Origin of the sequence: Pelagibacterium luteolum, assembly GCF_900100665.1 — a bacterium.
GTDB lineage: Bacteria > Pseudomonadota > Alphaproteobacteria > Rhizobiales > Devosiaceae > Pelagibacterium > Pelagibacterium luteolum.
Genome location: NZ_FNCS01000014.1, coordinates 67,194 through 84,220, shown reverse-complemented (window position 1 = coordinate 84,220; position 17,027 = coordinate 67,194). Strand labels below are relative to the sequence as shown.

General features: G+C 58.7%; 19 protein-coding genes and 1 pseudogene. 11 read left to right on the top strand and 9 right to left on the bottom strand.

What is annotated here, in order from left to right; genetic code table 11:
- The 8 genes and pseudogenes from BLR31_RS16860 to BLR31_RS16825 all read right to left on the bottom strand — a co-directional run.
- Positions 1-219 (bottom strand): annotated as a pseudogene (locus BLR31_RS16860) (IS21 family transposase); the annotation flags it as partial.
- A gap of 107 nt (positions 220-326) precedes the next feature.
- Positions 327-953 carry a hypothetical protein gene (locus BLR31_RS16855; protein WP_176762721.1) on the bottom strand — a complete coding sequence of 209 codons (627 nt, stop codon included), beginning with the start codon at positions 951-953 and terminating at the stop codon, positions 327-329.
- Between the two features lie 2 nt (positions 954-955).
- Positions 956-1,963 (bottom strand): AAA family ATPase, encoded by a 1,008-nt coding sequence (locus tag BLR31_RS16850; RefSeq protein ID WP_090598019.1) that lies wholly within the window; start codon positions 1,961-1,963, stop codon positions 956-958.
- Between the two features lie 162 nt (positions 1,964-2,125).
- Positions 2,126-3,358 carry a type II toxin-antitoxin system HipA family toxin gene (locus BLR31_RS16845; protein WP_090598017.1) on the bottom strand — a complete coding sequence of 411 codons (1,233 nt, stop codon included), beginning with the start codon at positions 3,356-3,358 and terminating at the stop codon, positions 2,126-2,128.
- The gene (locus BLR31_RS16840) at positions 3,351-3,992 is read right to left on the bottom strand and encodes a helix-turn-helix domain-containing protein (protein ID WP_090598016.1); all 642 of its coding nucleotides are present in this window, start codon (positions 3,990-3,992) and stop codon (positions 3,351-3,353) included. The genes BLR31_RS16845 and BLR31_RS16840 overlap by 8 nt, the downstream gene beginning before the upstream one ends.
- Positions 3,993-4,186: 194 nt before the next feature.
- A complete protein-coding gene (locus BLR31_RS16835) occupies positions 4,187-5,410 on the bottom strand; it encodes a tyrosine-type recombinase/integrase (protein WP_090598014.1) in 1,224 nt (407 codons plus the stop codon).
- 53 nt (positions 5,411-5,463) lie between these two features.
- The gene (locus BLR31_RS16830; protein WP_090598012.1) at positions 5,464-5,706 is read right to left on the bottom strand and encodes a hypothetical protein; all 243 of its coding nucleotides are present in this window, start codon (positions 5,704-5,706) and stop codon (positions 5,464-5,466) included.
- A 27-nt stretch (positions 5,707-5,733) separates the two neighbouring features.
- Positions 5,734-5,970, bottom strand: a complete 237-nt coding sequence (locus BLR31_RS16825) for a hypothetical protein (protein WP_056240664.1) — start codon at positions 5,968-5,970, stop codon at positions 5,734-5,736.
- A gap of 313 nt (positions 5,971-6,283) precedes the next feature.
- Between BLR31_RS16825 and BLR31_RS16820 the strand changes: the two genes are divergently transcribed.
- Positions 6,284-6,478 (top strand): hypothetical protein, encoded by a 195-nt coding sequence (locus BLR31_RS16820; protein WP_143009422.1) that lies wholly within the window; start codon positions 6,284-6,286, stop codon positions 6,476-6,478.
- A 106-nt stretch (positions 6,479-6,584) separates the two neighbouring features.
- Positions 6,585-6,893, top strand: a complete 309-nt coding sequence (locus BLR31_RS16815; protein ID WP_090598008.1) for a hypothetical protein — start codon at positions 6,585-6,587, stop codon at positions 6,891-6,893.
- A 95-nt stretch (positions 6,894-6,988) separates the two neighbouring features.
- On the opposite strand, the gene BLR31_RS21415 is transcribed toward BLR31_RS16815, so the two are convergent.
- Positions 6,989-7,192, bottom strand: coding sequence for a hypothetical protein (locus tag BLR31_RS21415; protein ID WP_143009421.1), 204 nt, complete (start codon positions 7,190-7,192; stop codon positions 6,989-6,991).
- Positions 7,193-7,340: 148 nt separating this feature from the next.
- Between BLR31_RS21415 and BLR31_RS16810 the strand changes: the two genes are divergently transcribed.
- The 9 genes from BLR31_RS16810 to BLR31_RS16770 all read left to right on the top strand — a co-directional run bounded on the left by BLR31_RS16810 (position 7,341) and on the right by BLR31_RS16770 (position 17,027).
- The gene (locus BLR31_RS16810; protein ID WP_143009420.1) at positions 7,341-7,655 is read left to right on the top strand and encodes a hypothetical protein; all 315 of its coding nucleotides are present in this window, start codon (positions 7,341-7,343) and stop codon (positions 7,653-7,655) included.
- A 71-nt stretch (positions 7,656-7,726) separates the two neighbouring features.
- Positions 7,727-7,966 carry a hypothetical protein gene (locus BLR31_RS16805; protein ID WP_090598004.1) on the top strand — a complete coding sequence of 80 codons (240 nt, stop codon included), beginning with the start codon at positions 7,727-7,729 and terminating at the stop codon, positions 7,964-7,966.
- A gap of 14 nt (positions 7,967-7,980) precedes the next feature.
- On the top strand, positions 7,981-9,630 hold the full coding sequence (locus BLR31_RS16800) for a recombinase family protein (RefSeq protein WP_090598003.1): 1,650 nt from the start codon (positions 7,981-7,983) through the stop codon (positions 9,628-9,630).
- A gap of 183 nt (positions 9,631-9,813) precedes the next feature.
- The gene (locus BLR31_RS16795; protein ID WP_176762720.1) at positions 9,814-11,241 is read left to right on the top strand and encodes an integrase arm-type DNA-binding domain-containing protein; all 1,428 of its coding nucleotides are present in this window, start codon (positions 9,814-9,816) and stop codon (positions 11,239-11,241) included.
- Between the two features lie 305 nt (positions 11,242-11,546).
- On the top strand, positions 11,547-13,730 hold the full coding sequence (locus tag BLR31_RS16790; RefSeq protein WP_090598001.1) for a ParB/RepB/Spo0J family partition protein: 2,184 nt from the start codon (positions 11,547-11,549) through the stop codon (positions 13,728-13,730).
- Between the two features lie 456 nt (positions 13,731-14,186).
- The gene (locus BLR31_RS16780; protein ID WP_090598045.1) at positions 14,187-14,558 is read left to right on the top strand and encodes a DUF2958 domain-containing protein; all 372 of its coding nucleotides are present in this window, start codon (positions 14,187-14,189) and stop codon (positions 14,556-14,558) included.
- Between the two features lie 61 nt (positions 14,559-14,619).
- Complete coding sequence (locus tag BLR31_RS22250) at positions 14,620-14,856, top strand: hypothetical protein (RefSeq protein WP_342027602.1); 237 nt, start codon at positions 14,620-14,622, stop codon at positions 14,854-14,856.
- On the top strand, positions 14,853-15,023 hold the full coding sequence (locus tag BLR31_RS22245) for a hypothetical protein (RefSeq protein WP_342027601.1): 171 nt from the start codon (positions 14,853-14,855) through the stop codon (positions 15,021-15,023). The genes BLR31_RS22250 and BLR31_RS22245 overlap by 4 nt, the downstream gene beginning before the upstream one ends.
- 567 nt (positions 15,024-15,590) lie before the next feature.
- Positions 15,591-17,027: an SMODS domain-containing nucleotidyltransferase gene (locus BLR31_RS16770; protein WP_090597999.1), complete on the top strand. Its 1,437-nt coding sequence runs from the start codon at positions 15,591-15,593 to the stop codon at positions 17,025-17,027.

Genomic DNA, 17,027 nt, shown 5'->3' with positions numbered 1-17,027 from the left:
GCGCGGCTTGCGACTCTCAGCCTTCAGCCAGCCTGACAGCTTCTCGGCAAACGGATCGATCTTGCTCGGCCGCTCGGGCACCTTGAACTTCGGCTCAACCGTATCGGACCGAAGATATTTGCGAATAGTATTACGGGACAGACCTGTGCGCCGCGAAATCTCCCGGATCGAAAACCCGTCCCGGAAATGCCAGCGCCGGATAACGCTCAAAAACGCCATGTCCAACACTCCTCAATCTCCTGCCCAAAACGAGCAGGATAGCGTTCAAACATGGGTCAAATCTCAGTGGAAAAATCCCTCAGTACCGGGTCAGATCTCAACGGCAATCAACACTCAGGGAAATAAAGCCGCCGGTCAGCGCCGGCGGTTCGCAAACCGAGGTTTTCGCAGGCCGCATCGACTTTCACTTCGCCGCCGCGCCAGCACCACAATCCCCACCACATCTGGATTTGGGGGTGTTGCGGTAGGGCTGCGGGATCATCGGTCCAGAACGTCTCAAGGCGCGCCTGTCTGATCCGTTCGATGGACTCAACCCGTCCTTTGTGGGGCGGGTTACCACGCTCGCTGAGCGGGCCATTGGTATAGTCATTCAATATCTGTTGAAGGACAGGCCGCGCGTTGTCGGGAACGAAGAGAGCGACTATGCGCTGCTGATCGTCTCCTGTGGTCACAGCGGCTGCGCGGACCCCAGCATTCTTACGTTCAAGTTCGTCGGCTTTCGCGCCGCGTCGCAACTCCACCTCGACGAAAGAGCCCTCGGCCTGCGGAAGACGATCATCATTTGGCCGCGCCTGGTCGGATGCCGCGAATGCTGTTTCAAGTTCGACTAGCAGGCGCGCTCCGTGGAGGCCGCGAACGCGGGCATCCGGGCTTCCGCGTCCGCCCTGACCTACATATTCGTTGGAGGTGCGAAAGGCAGATATGTCGATATGTGGCAGGGTAAATCTGGACACCATTAAGTCGAAACCGCTCCGTTCTCAGCGAACGCGATGCGCATCTGATTGCGTTCATCAAGACGGCGTACGATATCGTCGGTCGTGACCTGATTGCGTTCGTCTAGAATGGCGGTTTTGACGGCATCATCAGCAGCGCGAACGATCTCAGCCTGACTGAGATTTTTGGCCGCCGCTATGACCTTGCTCCACGTCATACGCGGCGTTTTCATCGGCCTGAGACTCTTGAGAATGATCTCTTTTATCTGCGCTTGCGACGGTGCATCAAATTCAAAGACCTGATCGTAGCGGCGCAAAAGCGCGCGATCGAGCAATGAAGCGTGGTTAGTCGAGCAGACGATCAGGCTGTCCGTTGACGTGGCCTCTTCCATAAACTGCAGGAACGAGTTGAGGACGCGCCTCATTTCGGCAACATCATTGGTGGCGGTGCGCTGTCCGCCCACCGCATCAAACTCATCGAAGAGATACACGCCGCGATGCTTGGCGGTCTCATCGAACACCATGCGCAGCTTGGCAGCAGTTTCACCCATATAGCGAGTGATCAGCCCCTCCAGGCGGATTACGAATAGCGGAAGATTAAGCTCGCCGGCCAACGCTTCCGCTGACATGGTCTTGCCGGAACCCGGAGGCCCCACGAACAGAATGCGACGGTTAGGCGTCTTGCCGTGCTCCCGCAGCCAGTCGCGTTTGCGCTGCTGCCGGATGACATCGTCAATGCTGGACATGAGACGGTCACTGAGTACTACGTCCTTCATCTTGAAACGCGGTTGCCGCATTTCCAGAAGACCTTCTAAGTCCCCGCGTGGCTGAGCAAACGGGATGGCCACCGAAGCGCCTTTGGATGACCGTGCGCGCGCATGGTCCACAGCAGCGCGCAGCTCTTCTGCGGTCTGTTTATGGCCCTGCCTAGCTTCAGAGGCGGCAATCTGGAGAGCTATCGAGAAAAACCGCTCATCGTCTCCGTCGGCCCGGCTCTTCAGCATTGCCAATATTTGTTTCGCGTTCGACACAGTCTTTCAGTCCCCCTTCCTCTGATTCTACATGATTTGGCAGCCAGAGCGAACAATAGATTAGAAGCGATAATGCTGATTTGCCGACATCAAAAATCAGGCATTGTTGTTTAATAATAGATACTTGCCTCTTTCGCGGCCCTTCGGTGTATTGCCATCCCGTCAGATATCCCGCACCAGAGGCAGCGCTTCAAGATGGCGGTCGATCGTCTCGACGGCGGCCCGCGCGAGCGGCAGATGGTTTTTCTCCCCCTCCCATTCCACAAGAAAACGCTCTACCGTTTCCTGTGCAACTGCCAGGGTGGGTCGCGATGGCAGACCTGCCTTGTCGGCTAGGTAGCTCAACTCATCCAGAGTGAACCCGGCAAATTTGCGTGTTCGAGCGAATTTCAGCGCAAAGCTGTCATCTTCCAGGTACGGTATCGTGGAAACGAAGTCGTAGGCTGGAGCGATCAACGGCGTGCGGCGATCGGGATAAATCACCGACCAGTTCTTAAGGTGCATATCGGCATTGCCGATCAGCACGCTGAACACCACCCGGCGGATAAATTCTGCGACGCTTTCATCGCCGCTTTCGATACCCAGTACGGTCGCGATGTTCCGCAGGCTGGCCTGCTTGTATTTCCGCTCTGGAAAGACACCAAAGACCTGCGCGAAATCCTCGATATGGACAGGGCCGTCTGCAGTGCGGTCGAACCGCCGAATGGCAAAGGCCTGCCCGCTCAGCGTGCCGATGCCTTCGGGCAAGCCGTTGATGGCCTCAACATCGATTAACTGGGTCTCGGGCACGTCGATCCCGACGGCGCGAGCCAAGGCCATCATGGAATATTCATTCTCTGGCACACCCTCGAACCGTGTGGAGGGAAGCTTGACGATCCACTCACCGCCGACGCCCTGAGCCGGGATCGCGAGCCCGCCATTTTTTCCGGTATTCTTGACGGCAGAGAATTTCAGCTGCACGCCAGCCAGTGAGAATCTGAGGGCGTTTGCGCGATCTTTTTCTACGGATTTTGCAGGCGCGCTATCGGTTTTTGGGGGCCAAGCCTCGCCATCGGCAGGCACGACTGTAACCGCGCCCGACAAATCCCGTCCCAGCACCCAGAGCAGAAAAAACTCGCGCTCGACATGGACACCCGCGCGCTCCGCCAGATAGTCCCGTAATGTGCCTTCTGGCAGAAGGTTGGCAAAAAAAGGTGCGACGCGGCGCTGCGTGGCCGGGATGTCGGTGATCAGGCCCCCGAATGCATCCTTGAAAGACAGGCTGAGCGTGGGCCGCTGATCATTCTCGATATAGCTCTCTGTGAAAGCAAAGATTGTTCGATCACCGCCGACATGGGTCAGCGTGCCGATCGTATCACTGTAGAGTTGTACGTTGAGGACAGAGACATCAGGCATCGTCTTCCTCCTCATTCAGTTCATAAGCTGGTCGGACCGAGGCACGCGTGTCTGAGGTATTTTTATGGACGACGTTGTTGCGGACGTTGCGCAGGACGTGGGACGCATTGCGTAAAGCATTCTGCAGCGCAGGATCGTTCAAACGCTTCGCGATAGCTTCGTAGGACTCGGTGTTAAAGGGCAGGCTCTGCAGCGGCTTCAACTGATCCAGCGCCTTGCGAACACGGGTAAAATCCTCTGGAGGAATTGCGACGCGCTGTAACAGCTGCGCTGCATCCCCTAGACGCTCTGCGTCGGGAAGCAGGTGGAGTCGTGTCAGTTCGTTGGCAGCCTCTGCTACACGCCGCAGACTGTCATGGAGCTGCGCTTGATCGGCAGTGCCAACGCTCGGCGTTGTAGTTCTCACAACGCTATCAACTGCTGGCACAGCTTTTCTGGGCACCAGTCTGACTTCTAGGTCCAGAACCCGAGCCAGTTGAACGAGGCTCGACAATTGCAGATCGACAGCTCCGCTCTCGATTTTCGAGATATGGCTCTGCGGCAGACCAGTCAGTTCGCCCAACGCACGCTGACTCAAGCCCTTCCGTGCTCGCGCCTCTTTCAAGGCTTCTGGGATGTCATGCCCTGCTTTCAATGCTGATATGCCTTCCTATATAAATATTCACTGTCGATATGTACCAGCATATCATATAAAGATTAGATCGTCAAAATCGATATGTCATTACATATAATGTCTGGCATTCATATGCAAAAACATATCGTTCGCACGGCACAGAGACCAGAGAATTAATCATATGTAAAGACATATGACGGTATCCGCTCGATATGTTAAAGCATATCGATGCGGGGCGGCGCGCTGCTGGCTAGGTCGCCGCTTGCTAGACGGCCCAATAGCCCGATGGCTTCGCGCGGCGGTTCCTCAGCTTCGTCGAGCAAATGCCCATAGACATTGAGCGTGGTCTCAATGTTGGAGTGCCCCATCAGGGTCTGAATCTTCTTCAGATTAACCTTCCGCTCGATCAGCATCGAGGCAAAGAAATGGCGCAGATCGTAAGGCCGGTATTTGACCTGGGTAACAGTTTTGCCGCCGATCTCTACCTCTTCGACCAGCCCCGCCTTTTCGCAAGCGACTTCAAACCCTCGACGTTGCCAGTTGCGTCGGCATTGCCACCGCCCGTTATCAGACGGAAAGACCAGGTCGTATTTATTCGGGACCGCCAGATGCTCTGCGTAGTGCCGGATCATGGCAAGCGTATCAGGGCTTAGATCAATGAACCGGCGTCCCGCTGGTGTCTTGGTAACCGAGATTGAACGGCCATTACCGTCGAGCGCCCGCTCAACCAGAACCCCTGTCTCCGATATCGCTGACTTTGCAAGCGCAATATACTCTTGGGGCCGCATGCCGGAGTCGACCGCCAGATAGAGCATGGGACGATACCGTGCCCATGCCTTGGCAATCGTCATGTTTTTTGAGTTTGCTAGCTCGTCCGCCGCAACCAGAAGCGCCATGATCTCACGGCGGGAAGGGAATTTTGCGGTCTCTTGATACCTTGAGTCTGCCCGGATCGACACACCAATCGCCGGGTTATGGCTTATGTGGCCCCGAATGGTCATTTCCTTCATGACCGAATGAAAGGATGAAAGGACCTTACTGGCCACCACGCGGCTGATTTCACCACGCAAAAGCCAAGACCTGAATGCAACCACGTCGGGCGTCGTAAGGTCACCTAAGGCCCGAGGCCACAGGTACGACTTAATGAAAGAGGAACGATACGCGTAGTTCACGAGAGTATAGGAGGTGATGGGCTCGCGACCATTGAGCCCTTCCTTTTCACAGATGCGCAGCCAAAGCTCCGTGGCCTCGGCAACAGTCTGGGGACCGGAACGGTCAACAACCGCTTTGCGACGGGTCGCGCCACTTTCAAGAAAGGCGCGTGCCTCCTTCATCGTGTCGAAGGTCGCATAACTGAAGCCCGTTTTAGTCCCCGGACTGGGATAACGGACCTGATAAGTCGTCCCTTTGCTGCCTGTGCGCTTGCGTATATCTGACATTCAATTGCGATTGTTATATTGCTCCGGAATCAATAGACCAGACATGATTCCATCTAGTCAATGTTATTACGATACTTATTCTCAGCTTCATTCTGAAGTGATCTGTAAATATTGACGAGAGTCTCCTTCTCTATTTTGAGAGTACCTTCAATGGGATCGACGAAGAATGGCAGCCGGCGCTGCCCTGTCGCGTCCTTGTCTGCCGCCCGCTTCATCTGCCGCGCGTTCAGCTCGACGCCCAATTCCGCCAAAACCTGCCGGGCCTGCTCCAGCCCGATGTAATGCGGGATTTTCATCCGGCCCTCCCGACCATATCAATCAGCTCACGGGCAATATTCGTCCGCAGCCGAACGATACGGCCCCTTCTTGGTCACCTTGGAAATCACACGTCCCCGCCGGCGCGCGACGACATTTTCGTCGAGACCGTCCGTTGGGTTGATGAACAGGACCGCGCCCCGCGAATAGCGGATCGCAAACTCGTCCTCGATTTCATTGAGAGCTTCGAAAAGGGCCTGCCGCATTTCGGCGAAGCTGACTTCACCTAGCAATCTGATCTGCATTGCCAATATCCACCACATAAAAATCAGTAATAAAAACAGTACTCAATATAGTTCCATTATATCGTCTTCAGCCCACATTTCGCAAATTTGAGAACCTGACAAACCCGCAGAAACCTGCGGTTCTGCAGCGCTATTCCCTTTGCCAGTTCCGCTTGTTCCCGATGACCACCGCGATCAGCGCTGTTAACGCCGCGCATCTCCTTCCTCTGCTTCTTTTCTCCAGCCCGTCCACCGGGACCATCCCCCGATGATGCTGTGTGTCCGGGGCCGCAAGGCCCCGATGGACGGGGCCTCCGAACGAAGGAGGAATACAATGTCTCGTCTGATCACCATCGCCGATCTGCAAGGTCGCTCACTTACTGAACTGCACGTCATGCAGCATCAGGTCCAATGCGCGCTGGCGCAAACCCAGCCGGACACCGAAGCCCATCGCCAAGCTGTCGCCAGCCTTGATGCCATCCGCCGGATGATCCGGCAGAAGCAGCAGGCAATGGCTCCGCGCTTTTAGCTCCGCCCCCTCGGGTGGGACCGTACTTGCTGCGCGCGGTTTGCGCGCGGAAATGCGTCCGTAACGCCCCGTATCTTCCGAATACCAGATACGGGAGGACCATCTCATGACCGGCAACAAGACTCCGTCATTTCTGAGCTACGGCACGGCTTCCGATGCGATGTTGGAAGCCTTTGAATCCCTCGCAGCCAATCGCGGTCGCCCGAAGGATGCCTGGGTGATGCAAGCCTTCTCTGAGACCAAGTATGCTTACATTCACGCAGCCGGTGAAGCTTGGTGCGCGGCAAATCCCGGTGAATTTGCCTCATTTGAGGAGTCACCCTGGATGGAGTTCACCTGTCTGGCCCTATACGCGGGATGTTGGCCGCTTTATGCCATCATGGATGACGGTCCCTGCTTCTCATTTCCTGAGTGATGGCATGAGGCGCAGCGCTGTACTGGACGGCTTAAGAAAATGGCGTGTCCGGCAGCTCCGGAAACCGCTGATGGCCGCCGAACGCGATAGCTGGATCAGGCTCTGTCCTGGTCCAGATGTGCGGCACCCACGGCCTGATAGAGCGCTTCAAGCGACTGACCTGCTTGGTCGGCGAGCGCAAGCCATTCCGGGTTGGCTTTGACCTCCGGATGTTCGGCCAGTTCGCTGGCAACTGTTCGCGCCAGGAACGCTGCCATGTGCAGCACCTCATGCCGCCCAAATCCGTCATTCACCGCCATCGCTACCTCCGTCCTTCGTGGGCTCGCGTATCCATGACGCCATGAACTGTCAGCACAAAGCCCGTCAGGAAAACCTCGTGGCTTCCACGCGGAAACGCTCTCGCAAGTCCCTTCATATTGATCCCATCACCAAACGATGGAGATCGCAATGAAAGATCGCAGAGAACATCCCCCACTAGAACTCGACGTCTTTGTGCCGGTCCAGATGCCCCAAGATTTTGTTCTCTGGGCGATGGAGTATTTGAACGCAAATAGCACCAGACCCATCAGCGCAACTGACATCTACGCGATGTTCCAGGCTGTTGGCGTGGTGATGATGGCCGGAGCGACTTTTCCAGGCACGCGAGAGCAGGCCTACGAGTTCGCATATGCGAGCTACTGCAACACGATGGAAGCGATCTGTCGGCAGCGCGGCTATGACAAGCATCCGCATCGTCATCTACGCCCGGCGAATGATGAGTGAGCAATAAACCGGCGGCGCACGGCCGCCGGTTTCCTACACCCCACACCCCACAAGACCGAAGGATTTGACCGATGCGCGGACAATCGTCCAGCGATCGCAGGATACTGTTGCCAGTCGGTCAGAACCCGGACACGGCGGACGCGCAGATCGTGCTCGATGATTTCGGCGATGACTTTCCGGTCACAGATGCCGAACTGGATGTCCTTGAGTCGTTCCTCATGAGCGAACTTTCCGCCATGCTGAAGTACCCCTCAAAACTCGACTCGAAAGAGCCGCAAAGATCGGCCAACGATAACTGGCAAACTTCATGATCGGATAACCCGCCATGACCGTGCACACGCTCAACAACAATCTTCCCGATGCGCAGACTCGGGTGGCGTTGTACCTGCGTGTCTCGACGGGACGGCAGGCCGAGCATGATCTCTCTATTCCCGATCAACGGCGGCAGGCCATTGCCTACTGCGAGGCGCGGGGTTGGACGGTCGCTGCGGAGTATGTCGAGCCCGGTGCTAGTGGCACGGATGATCGCCGACCTGAGCTTCAGCGCATGCTCGATATGGCCACGACCGACGGCGCGCCGTTCGATGTCGTCCTTGTCCACTCCTTCAGCCGCTTCGCACGCGACCATTTCGCGCTGGAGTACCATGTCCGGCGCTTGAGAAAGCACAATGTGCGTCTGGTCAGTATCACACAGGATTTGGGTGATGACCCGATGAGCGTCATGGTGCGGCAGGTCTTTGCGCTTTTCGATGAATATCAATCCAAGGAAAACGCCAAGCACACGCTGCGCGCCATGCAGGAGAACGCTCGCCAGGGCTTCTGGAACGGTGCGAAGGCACCCTATGGCTACAAGATCATCGCCGCCGAACAACGAGGCTCGAAGACCAAAAAGCGTTTGGCTGTTGACCCCGTCGAAGCCGAGACCATCAGGCTGATTTTCAGGCTCTTCACCGCAGGCGACGGCACGACCGGCCCGATGGGGGTGAAAGCGGTTGCGCACTGGCTCAACGATCACGGCTACCGCACGCGCCAGGGCGCGCGCTGGGGCATTGGCCCGTTGCACAATCTGATCACCAGCACCGTCTATAAGGGCGAATACCGATTCAACCGTAAAATCTGGAAGACCAAGGAGGACAAGCCGGTTGCGGAGCAGATCATGGTCGCGGTGGAGCCGATCATCGACGCTAAGACCTTCGACAATCTGCAGGCTGCACTCAAGGCCAGAAACCCCAAGGCCACACCGCCGCGCACCGTGACTGGTCCCATTTTGCTGACTGGTCTCGCGACCTGCGCCAGCTGCCATGGCGGCATGACTCTCAGAACCGGCAAGTCCGGTCGCTATCGCTACTACGCATGCGCCACCTGCGCCCAGAAGGGCAAGAGCGCCTGTAAGGGCCGCTCAGTCCCAATGGATAAGCTGGACACAATCGTCACCGAGCGCATCGCGGATCAGCTTCTGACGCCCCAGCGCGTCGAAAAGCTTCTGACTGGCTTGATTGAACGGCAGGCAAACCGCAGTGCCGATTACACGGACCGCATCACCAACCTCAGAAAAAATCTCAGCGAGACAGAAGCGCGCCTGAAGCGCCTTTACGACGCCATCGAGAACGGCATCGCCGATCCCACCGATGACACTTTGAAAGACCGCATCACCGCGATCAAAACCGAGCGGGACATCGCCCAGGTCGCGCTGGACCGCGCTCTCACCGAGCTGCGACCGGAAGCCCGGATCACACAGGACAAGATCGCCGCCTTCACCACCATCATGCGCGACAATATCCAGAACGGTGCAATCCCATTCCGCCGCGCTTATCTCCGCGCCATGATCGACAACGTCGAAGTCGACGACACAGAAGTCCGTATCCACGGACGAAGAACGATTTTGGAAAGGCTGGTGATGGGCGGTGGGGCCTCTCCTGCAGGAGTGCCCAGTTTTGTTCGGAAGTGGCGCGCCCGAAAGGATTCGAACCTCTGACCCCCAGATTCGTAGTTGTTTGGGTCTGCTACGAAGGGCTATTCTCCGGTACGCTCAGCTACCCCCATTCTCAAATTAAATACTTGAGTTTTCATTATTTTTCTAATAGACTCCAATCAGAGCGTAAGATTGCCGCCAAACTCATTCTAGCAAAAACCCCACACTAACCCCACACTAAAAATCATGGCTGCCCTCCAGATTTCTCTCTCCGATACCGCCGTTTCCCGTCTGGTACTCGCAGAAAAGGGCCAGTACGTCGTCAGAGACACCGACCTCAAAGGCTTCTTCGTCGTCGTTGGAACCCGACATATGACGTTCATGGTAAGGGCCGAGCATTGGGAGAACGGAAAGCGGAAAGCCGTTCAAGCGAAAGTGGGGCGCGTCGGTGAAATCAAGGCGCGTGAAGCTCGATCGGTCGCCAAGGAGTACCTGGGCCGAATTGCTCGAGGAGAGCCGCTCACCGACGACGAGCCCGACGAAACCGAGGGGCCCACCGTCGAAGCGCAGGAGCCGCCTTCCGTCACCTTGCATGAAGCGTGGGAGCGTTATCGCGATAGTCACCTCGTGCGAAAAGGCCGTAGCGCCAGGACGATCGAGAGCTATGCCGATCATGTCACCCGTCTGTTCGCGGATTGGAAGGACCAATCGCTTCTAGTTTTAGGCAACGAGCCGGCCTTGGTTGCGGATCGACACAATAAGATCACCCGAGAGAATGGCCCTTATGTCGCCAATGGCGCGATGCGGACCTTGCGGGCGATCTACAATCATGCCCGCAAAACGCATCGCTATCTCCCCGCCGATAATCCCGTCGATGCGATCGACTGGAATGAAGAGGAACGGCGCAATACCGGGATGGGCTTGAAAGACCTTCCGAAATGGTTCGGCGAGTTGTTTGCACTCGACAATCCCATTCGGCGCGAGTTCCATCTATTCTCCCTCTTGTCGGGTTGCCGTCCGGGTGCGCTCAAAGTCGCGGAAATCGGGCATCTCGATTTTCGTCGTCGCCTGCTCCATATCCCTGCGCCGAAAGGCGGAGCGAAGAAGGCGTTCGACATCCCGCTCTCACCGCCGATGATCCGCTGCCTCATTCGTGCAATTCGATGCAGCCGTATCATGCACCCGTTTGCAGGACGGCGTTGGATTTTCGCCGCGGACAGCCATACCGGCCATATCGCGGAGCAAAAGGAAGACCGCGACAAGCTCTCGAAATGGGCCAACGAGCTGCGCCAAACGTTTCGTACTGTCGGTCAGGCCGCCGGCGTACCCGAACTCGACATTCACATCCTGATGAACCACGCGCTCCAAGGGGCCAACGCCGGCTACATCACCACGAACAGGCTGCTTGAGGATCACCTACGCGGCCATCAGGCGTGCATATCCGCCACGATGCTCGAAGCGTTGAGAACCAGCCATATTGCCCGCAGGTCCGAGATCCTGGGATGGCTGGAAACCGGCCGAATAGCGGTACAAGACCGCTCGGCTGCGCCCGACGCGGCTTCCGCCACCGTAAGGAGGCCGAAAAAGCAGCGGCTAACGCCGCGCCGCGCAAGGCGAAGCGGCCCCCACGAAGCATTGGTCGACCCAAGTGGGCGAGAGGCAGTTGCGTCCTAGATAATCCGACAACCGCCGATCATCAAATCGCTTCAAGCACTCTCAGATAAGCAACTGATCTAATCAGGGGAGAGATGGTCTTGGCCATCTCTCCCCCACGAACGCCGCCTGCGCGAGGGCGGGGCCGCTGGCTCGCAGGGCGGCGCATAGCCCCACATCTCCCACCGTTCCAATCCACCCCGCTCGGCCGCGCAACCCCGGCCCTGCTCGCCTGCATTCGCCCCCCTCTCTGCCGCGCGCTCACGCGCCCCCGGGAGGCATGTCGGGGACATGCCTCCGGCATTAACAGAGAAAGGATTGGAACTATGGCTAGAACATCCAAGAAGGCGAAGCCCGCCCCCGTGGAGACAATGGACGTGGTGGCGGATACGGAAATCCGCTCCATTGGCGATATTGCCGCGAAGGTGACGGCTTCGGTGGCCGGACCGGACGCCGGGGATGCGGCACCCGCGCAGGCGGTGGAGAGTGAGGACGGGACGGTGGCCGACGACACGGTCTTCATTCCCCTCGACAAGCTCAAGAAGCACCCCGGAAACGCCCGCAAGACCCCGCACAGCGCGGCCTCTATCGAAGGCAAGGCCGCGAGCATCGCCGCCAAGGGTCTCCTGCAAAACCTCGTGGTGGAACCCGAACGCGATGCGGAAGGAGCGGAAACCGGCTTCTGTCTGGTCAGCATCGGGGAAGGCCGCAGGCTGGCGCAGCTTCTGCGCGTCGAGCGCGGGGAAATTGACATGTCCGAGCCGATGCGCTGCGTCATCGACACCACGAACGATCCCGCCGAAATCAGCCTTGACGAGAACGTCAACCGCGAGGACCTGCACCCCGCCGACGAGTTCGAGAAGTTCCACGAGCTTGCCGAAACGCGCGGATTGGGGCCGGAGGAAATCGCCGCCCGCTTCGGGGTGACCGCGACGGTGGTGCGGCAGCGGCTTCGCCTCGCCAATGTCAGCCCTCGGCTGATCCAGCTTTATCGCGACGGCGAATTGACCATGGACCAGTTGCAGGCGTTCGCCATCACGGACGATCACGACCGTCAGGAGCAGGTTTTCGATGGTCTGTCCTACAATCGCGATCCGTCTTTCATCCGCCGCGAACTGACGGACGGCCACGTCCCGGCCTCGGATCGCCGCGCCGCCTTCGTGGGCGCGGAAGCCTATTTGGAGGCAGGTGGGAGCATCGTCCGCGACCTGTTCACTGAGGATCGTGGCGGGTTCTTCGAGGACGCCGCGCTGCTGGACCGGCTGACCATCGAGAAGCTGGAAGCTGCCGCCGAGGAAATCCGCGAAGCGGAAGGCTGGAAGTGGGCAGAGGCCAGCATAAGCTTCGTCTATGCTTACAACATGCGCCGCATCTATCCCGAGCCGGTTGACCTGTCCGAGGACGATGATGCCACCCTCATCGCTGCGCACGAGGATTATGATACGCTCACCGAGAAGTATCAGGACGCGGACGAACTGCCGCCCGATGTGGATGAGCGGTTCGGGGAGCTTGAAGCCGAAATCGAGCGGCTCGAGGCCAAGCAGAGCGCTTATGTCCCCGAGGACGTGGCGCGGGCGGGCGTCTTCGTCGCCCTCGCTAGTGACGGCACCTTGCGCGTCGAGCGCGGTTTCATCCGGCCCGAGGACGAGGAACCGGAGGTGGACCCGGACGAGGCCGACGACGATGATGACGGCGTCCGCGTCAACGAGGACGGTGAAATCATCGAGGACGGCGGGGACGATCCCGCGCCCGACCCCGAGGACGAGGACGGCGGGGACGCGGGCAAGCCGATATCGGATGCTCTTGTCCGCGACCTTACCGCGCACCGGACCCTTGGCCTGCGTCTCGTCCTGGGTGAGCAGCCCGATATCGCACTTGTCGCCGTCACCCATGCCTTGGTGGCGCAGACCTACTATCGCGGAAGCGGGGAAGCCCATATCCTCGAAATCCGCCCGACGGGCAGCTATCTCGGCAGTTTCGCGGACGGCATTGACGATACGGCAGCAGCCAAGGCGCTGGCGGATCGTCACGAAGGATGGGCAGCGGACCTGCCCCGCGACATTGCGGAGCTTTGGGACTTCATCGCCGGGCTCGACCATGCCAGCGTCATGGCGCTGTTCGCCCATTGCGCTGCCCTGACCGTCAATGCCGTGCGGCAGCCTTGGGAGCGCAGGCCCCGGCAGGAGACGGCGGAGAGCTTGGCGACCGCCCTTGCCCTCGACATGACGGCGCACTGGACGCCCACGGTACGTGCCTATCTCGGGCGCGTGACGAAGGCGCATATTCTCGCCGCCGTCGAGGACGGGGTGAGTGCGGAAGCCGCCGAACGCATCAAGGACATGAAGAAGCTGCCGATGGCCGAAGCCGCCGAGCAGCTTCTTGCGGGAACCGGATGGCTCCCGCCGCTGATGCGCACGGCGCGGCCCGCGTGGCTTGACGCCGAGCCGGAGCAGGTTCCGGAGGACGAAGCCGAGCCGGACGGCGAGAACTTCACCATCGCCGCCGAATAACGCGCTGGCCGGGGCCTCGCGAGGTCCCAGCCTTCCTCCCCAGCACATCGAGGATTTTGCGGCCGCGCCCGTTCGGCGCGGCCGGTGACCTCGACCGCAGCACAGGAACCATGACCATGAAACACCATGCCGATATCCGGGCCATGCTGACCTGCATGGAGCGCGCGCGGGCGGAAACCGCCCGGCATCTTGGCACCGTCGAACGCCAGATCATCGCCCGTGCCGAACGCCTGACTGTGACCAGCCAAGCCAAGTCCCGTCAAAGTAGACACAGGCGGTCCAACAGCATGTGGACGCGGGCCGACGAGCGGATTTTTCAGGAGAACCTTGCCGCCATCCGCTTCGCACGTCGCGGCGAGATCGATGCGCTTTCGCGCAGCTGGCGCGGCAGGCGGGCGCAATCACTGCCTTTCGTATCCGGCACCGCATCAATAGCCCCGAGCGGGAGGACGCATGATGTCCCGGAGATTTTCCCGCACCGAACCCCTGATCCCCGACGATCTGCTCGCCAAACTCATCGAGAATGGCCGGCTGGCCGAGGAACGGGAGCAGTTCGATCCGTTCCCAGTGGTCAAGCTGTTTACCCCGGATGCCGGGGCGACATGGCTCATCACCGAAGCCCATGCCGAGGATGGCGATTTGAGGCCGTTCGGCGTGATGGATTTGGGTCTCGGCTGTCCCGAACTCGGCTATGCCATGCTCTCGGAAATCGAGGACGTTCGCGGCGGGCTCGGCCTGCCGGTCGAACGCGACCTGCATTTCCGGGCTGAATACCGGCTTAGCATATATGCCAAGCTCGCCAATCTCGGCGGCAGGATCGTCGCCTGAAATCTCCGATCCGGCGCGCTACGATCGTGCCGGATCGTCTCACTCTGCCGGGAGGCCGACGATGGTCCTGATGATGACCATGAGCGTGGTTCTGATCAGCGGGCTGGCCGTCTTTGCCTACATGCTCGCCACCTACGCGCTGCCCTTCGCGCTGGCGCTATGGGCCGGACGGCTTGCCCTAGAGACAGGCGCAGGCTGGATCGGCGCGCCCCTGATGCCACTGGTCGCCGGAGTGGCATCCTATTACGTGCTGGCGATCCTCTACGCTCCCCGATCCTGCGCTGGATCATCTCCGTGATCTTCACCGTGCCAGCAGCCATTGCAGGCTATGCGGTCGTCCACGGCATCATGGCCGAGGCCGTCCCATCCTCCATATGGCTGGAAATCTTTGCTCTCATCGGCGGCGGCGTCACCGGCGTCTCGGCCCTGATGCGCCTCGCAGCGCCACCCATGGCCAACGAATAGATCGGTAACGGTTTGTTGGGCGTCGCCCTTCGGGCCGGGCTCTAAGCACCGCCGCTGGCGGCTTTCGAAACCCCGTTCCGGGGCATCGCCCATGCGGGTCCGCGATCTCAGGACGCAAGGGACGGAGGCGAACATTTCGTATGGCAGGGGTTGTACCACTGGCTCGGTTCGCCGTTCGCGGCGACACTAGCCATTGCGATTTACGGTCTGCTGTGAAGCCTGAGACGTAGCGGGACATTCAGCTTGCGATCCCCATTGCTGCCGGTCTTCTACCGACGCAATTGTCGCCATTCACCGCGCTTCACCGATCATCCGGAACCTTCCGTCCGTTTCAATTCGCACTATGGGTAGACCGGGCCCGTGAACTGTTGGTCCGCTTCGGCACAGATTCGACCATTGCAGATACCTGCACAAGATGTATGGGGCGGAAATGCGCTTGCCAACTGCGCGCAGCCCGGTCCAGTCGGGGTTTATGGTTGGTTCGCGTTACAATCCCAAAGGAGGAGAGGCACGTTAGGTTGAAAGGCCCTCAACACTCGAGTACTTCTATTTTCAGGGGGCTAGCTTATGAAACTTGTCAGCGACTTCAAAGATTTTCTGACCGATACAGTCAACCTCAATCAAGCCCGCCTAGACCTGCTTGAAGTGCGGGTAGAAACCATCAAGGATTTTATCAGAGGCTCTGAATGGGAGCCGCGGATATCCACCTTCATCGAGCAGGGGTCTTGGGCGCACGACACCATCATTCGTCCTGTGGATGGGGGAGAATTCGACGCCGACCTTCTAGTGAAAGTGTACGCCATAGACGGTTGGAGCGCTGCCCAGTTCGTCAAGGAACTCGGGCGGATTTTCCTCGACAGCGGCAGGTACGGCGACAAGACGGTCGTCTATGACTACTGCGTCACGATCACATACGCGGACGACTGTAAGATCGACATTGCTCCCCTGGTTAGGGACCGCGAGTGCCAGGGTACCCTTGAGGTCTGCAACAAGCGCAAGGATGAGTTCGAAGAATCCCAGCCGGTCGAATACACGCGGTGGATGCGCGAAAAGAATGGCTACTCGGGCAACAACTCATTCCGCAAAGCCACCAGGCTGATCAAGTACATCAGAGACATCAAGAAGCGCTTTAGCTGCCAGTCCGTTCTTCTGACGACACTTATCGGTCACCGCATCGAGTGGTTCGACAAGGATTCCAGTGCGTTTTCGGATACGCCGAGCGCCCTACAGACGATCATGGGCCGCTTGGACGACTGGTTGCAGGCACGCCCGAACAAACCGCAGGTGCCTAATCCGGCGCTCCCATCCCAGGATTTTGCCGATCTCTGGAACGACACCCAGTATGCCAATTTCCGGAACTTCGTGAACAAGTACCGGAAATGGATCGACGAAGCGATCAACGCTACGACACGATCCGACAGCATCGAGAAATGGCGCAAAGTCTTCGGCGACGAGTTCGCCAAGGGTGAGAACGTGAAGAAGGCCGAGGCGTCCGCCATGCAGCGCACGAGCGCCTTGCTGATGGAAGGAGCTGCCCACCTCGACAGCCTCGTCGATAACGTGATCGACTTTGGCATCACCATACTTCCGTCCTGGTTCAAAACACCCGCACATATTCAGCCGCCACGCTGGCAACCTGCAGAATTTGTTTCCCGCAACGTGCAGGTATCTGCAGAATACGCCCGTCAGAAAACGGGTAGAGCCTATCTGATCAATTCTGGAGAGGCGCTGCCACCGCGGGGCGGCTTGTGGTTCACCGTGAGAGTCAACAAGTTCCAGATGGTGCCAGCTGATTGCTACGTTCGATGGCGCATCACCAATACTGGCGCAATTGCCATGGCCCTCAAGAAAGGACGGGGCGGCTTCGAACAGCCCACCGAGGGCAATCGTCGTTGGGAAGATTTGGAATATCGCGGCGTTCACATGGCCGAGGCATTCATCATCCGAAGAAACGATGATCGTTTGGTCGGCTTCAGCGAACCGTTCTATGTGGTAATCAGATAG

Excerpts from the sequence above, each read along its gene's own strand:
- BLR31_RS16845 (WP_090598017.1), bottom strand. The coding sequence starts at position 3,358 with ATGCCTGATGTCTCTGTCCTCAACGTACAACTCTACAGTGATACGATC.
- BLR31_RS16825 (WP_056240664.1), bottom strand. The coding sequence starts at position 5,970 with ATGCAGATCAGATTGCTAGGTGAAGTCAGCTTCGCCGAAATGCGGCAG.
- BLR31_RS22250 (WP_342027602.1), top strand. The coding sequence starts at position 14,620 with ATGGTCCTGATGATGACCATGAGCGTGGTTCTGATCAGCGGGCTGGCC.
- BLR31_RS16810 (WP_143009420.1), top strand. The coding sequence starts at position 7,341 with ATGAAAGATCGCAGAGAACATCCCCCACTAGAACTCGACGTCTTTGTG.
- BLR31_RS16800 (WP_090598003.1), top strand. The coding sequence starts at position 7,981 with ATGACCGTGCACACGCTCAACAACAATCTTCCCGATGCGCAGACTCGG.
- BLR31_RS16770 (WP_090597999.1), top strand. The coding sequence starts at position 15,591 with ATGAAACTTGTCAGCGACTTCAAAGATTTTCTGACCGATACAGTCAAC.
- BLR31_RS16780 (WP_090598045.1), top strand. The coding sequence starts at position 14,187 with ATGTCCCGGAGATTTTCCCGCACCGAACCCCTGATCCCCGACGATCTG.
- BLR31_RS21415 (WP_143009421.1), bottom strand. The coding sequence starts at position 7,192 with ATGGCGGTGAATGACGGATTTGGGCGGCATGAGGTGCTGCACATGGCA.
- BLR31_RS16815 (WP_090598008.1), top strand. The coding sequence starts at position 6,585 with ATGACCGGCAACAAGACTCCGTCATTTCTGAGCTACGGCACGGCTTCC.
- BLR31_RS16835 (WP_090598014.1), bottom strand. The coding sequence starts at position 5,410 with ATGTCAGATATACGCAAGCGCACAGGCAGCAAAGGGACGACTTATCAG.
- BLR31_RS16820 (WP_143009422.1), top strand. The coding sequence starts at position 6,284 with ATGTCTCGTCTGATCACCATCGCCGATCTGCAAGGTCGCTCACTTACT.
- BLR31_RS16830 (WP_090598012.1), bottom strand. The coding sequence starts at position 5,706 with ATGAAAATCCCGCATTACATCGGGCTGGAGCAGGCCCGGCAGGTTTTG.
- BLR31_RS16790 (WP_090598001.1), top strand. The coding sequence starts at position 11,547 with ATGGCTAGAACATCCAAGAAGGCGAAGCCCGCCCCCGTGGAGACAATG.
- BLR31_RS16805 (WP_090598004.1), top strand. The coding sequence starts at position 7,727 with ATGCGCGGACAATCGTCCAGCGATCGCAGGATACTGTTGCCAGTCGGT.
- BLR31_RS16795 (WP_176762720.1), top strand. The coding sequence starts at position 9,814 with ATGGCTGCCCTCCAGATTTCTCTCTCCGATACCGCCGTTTCCCGTCTG.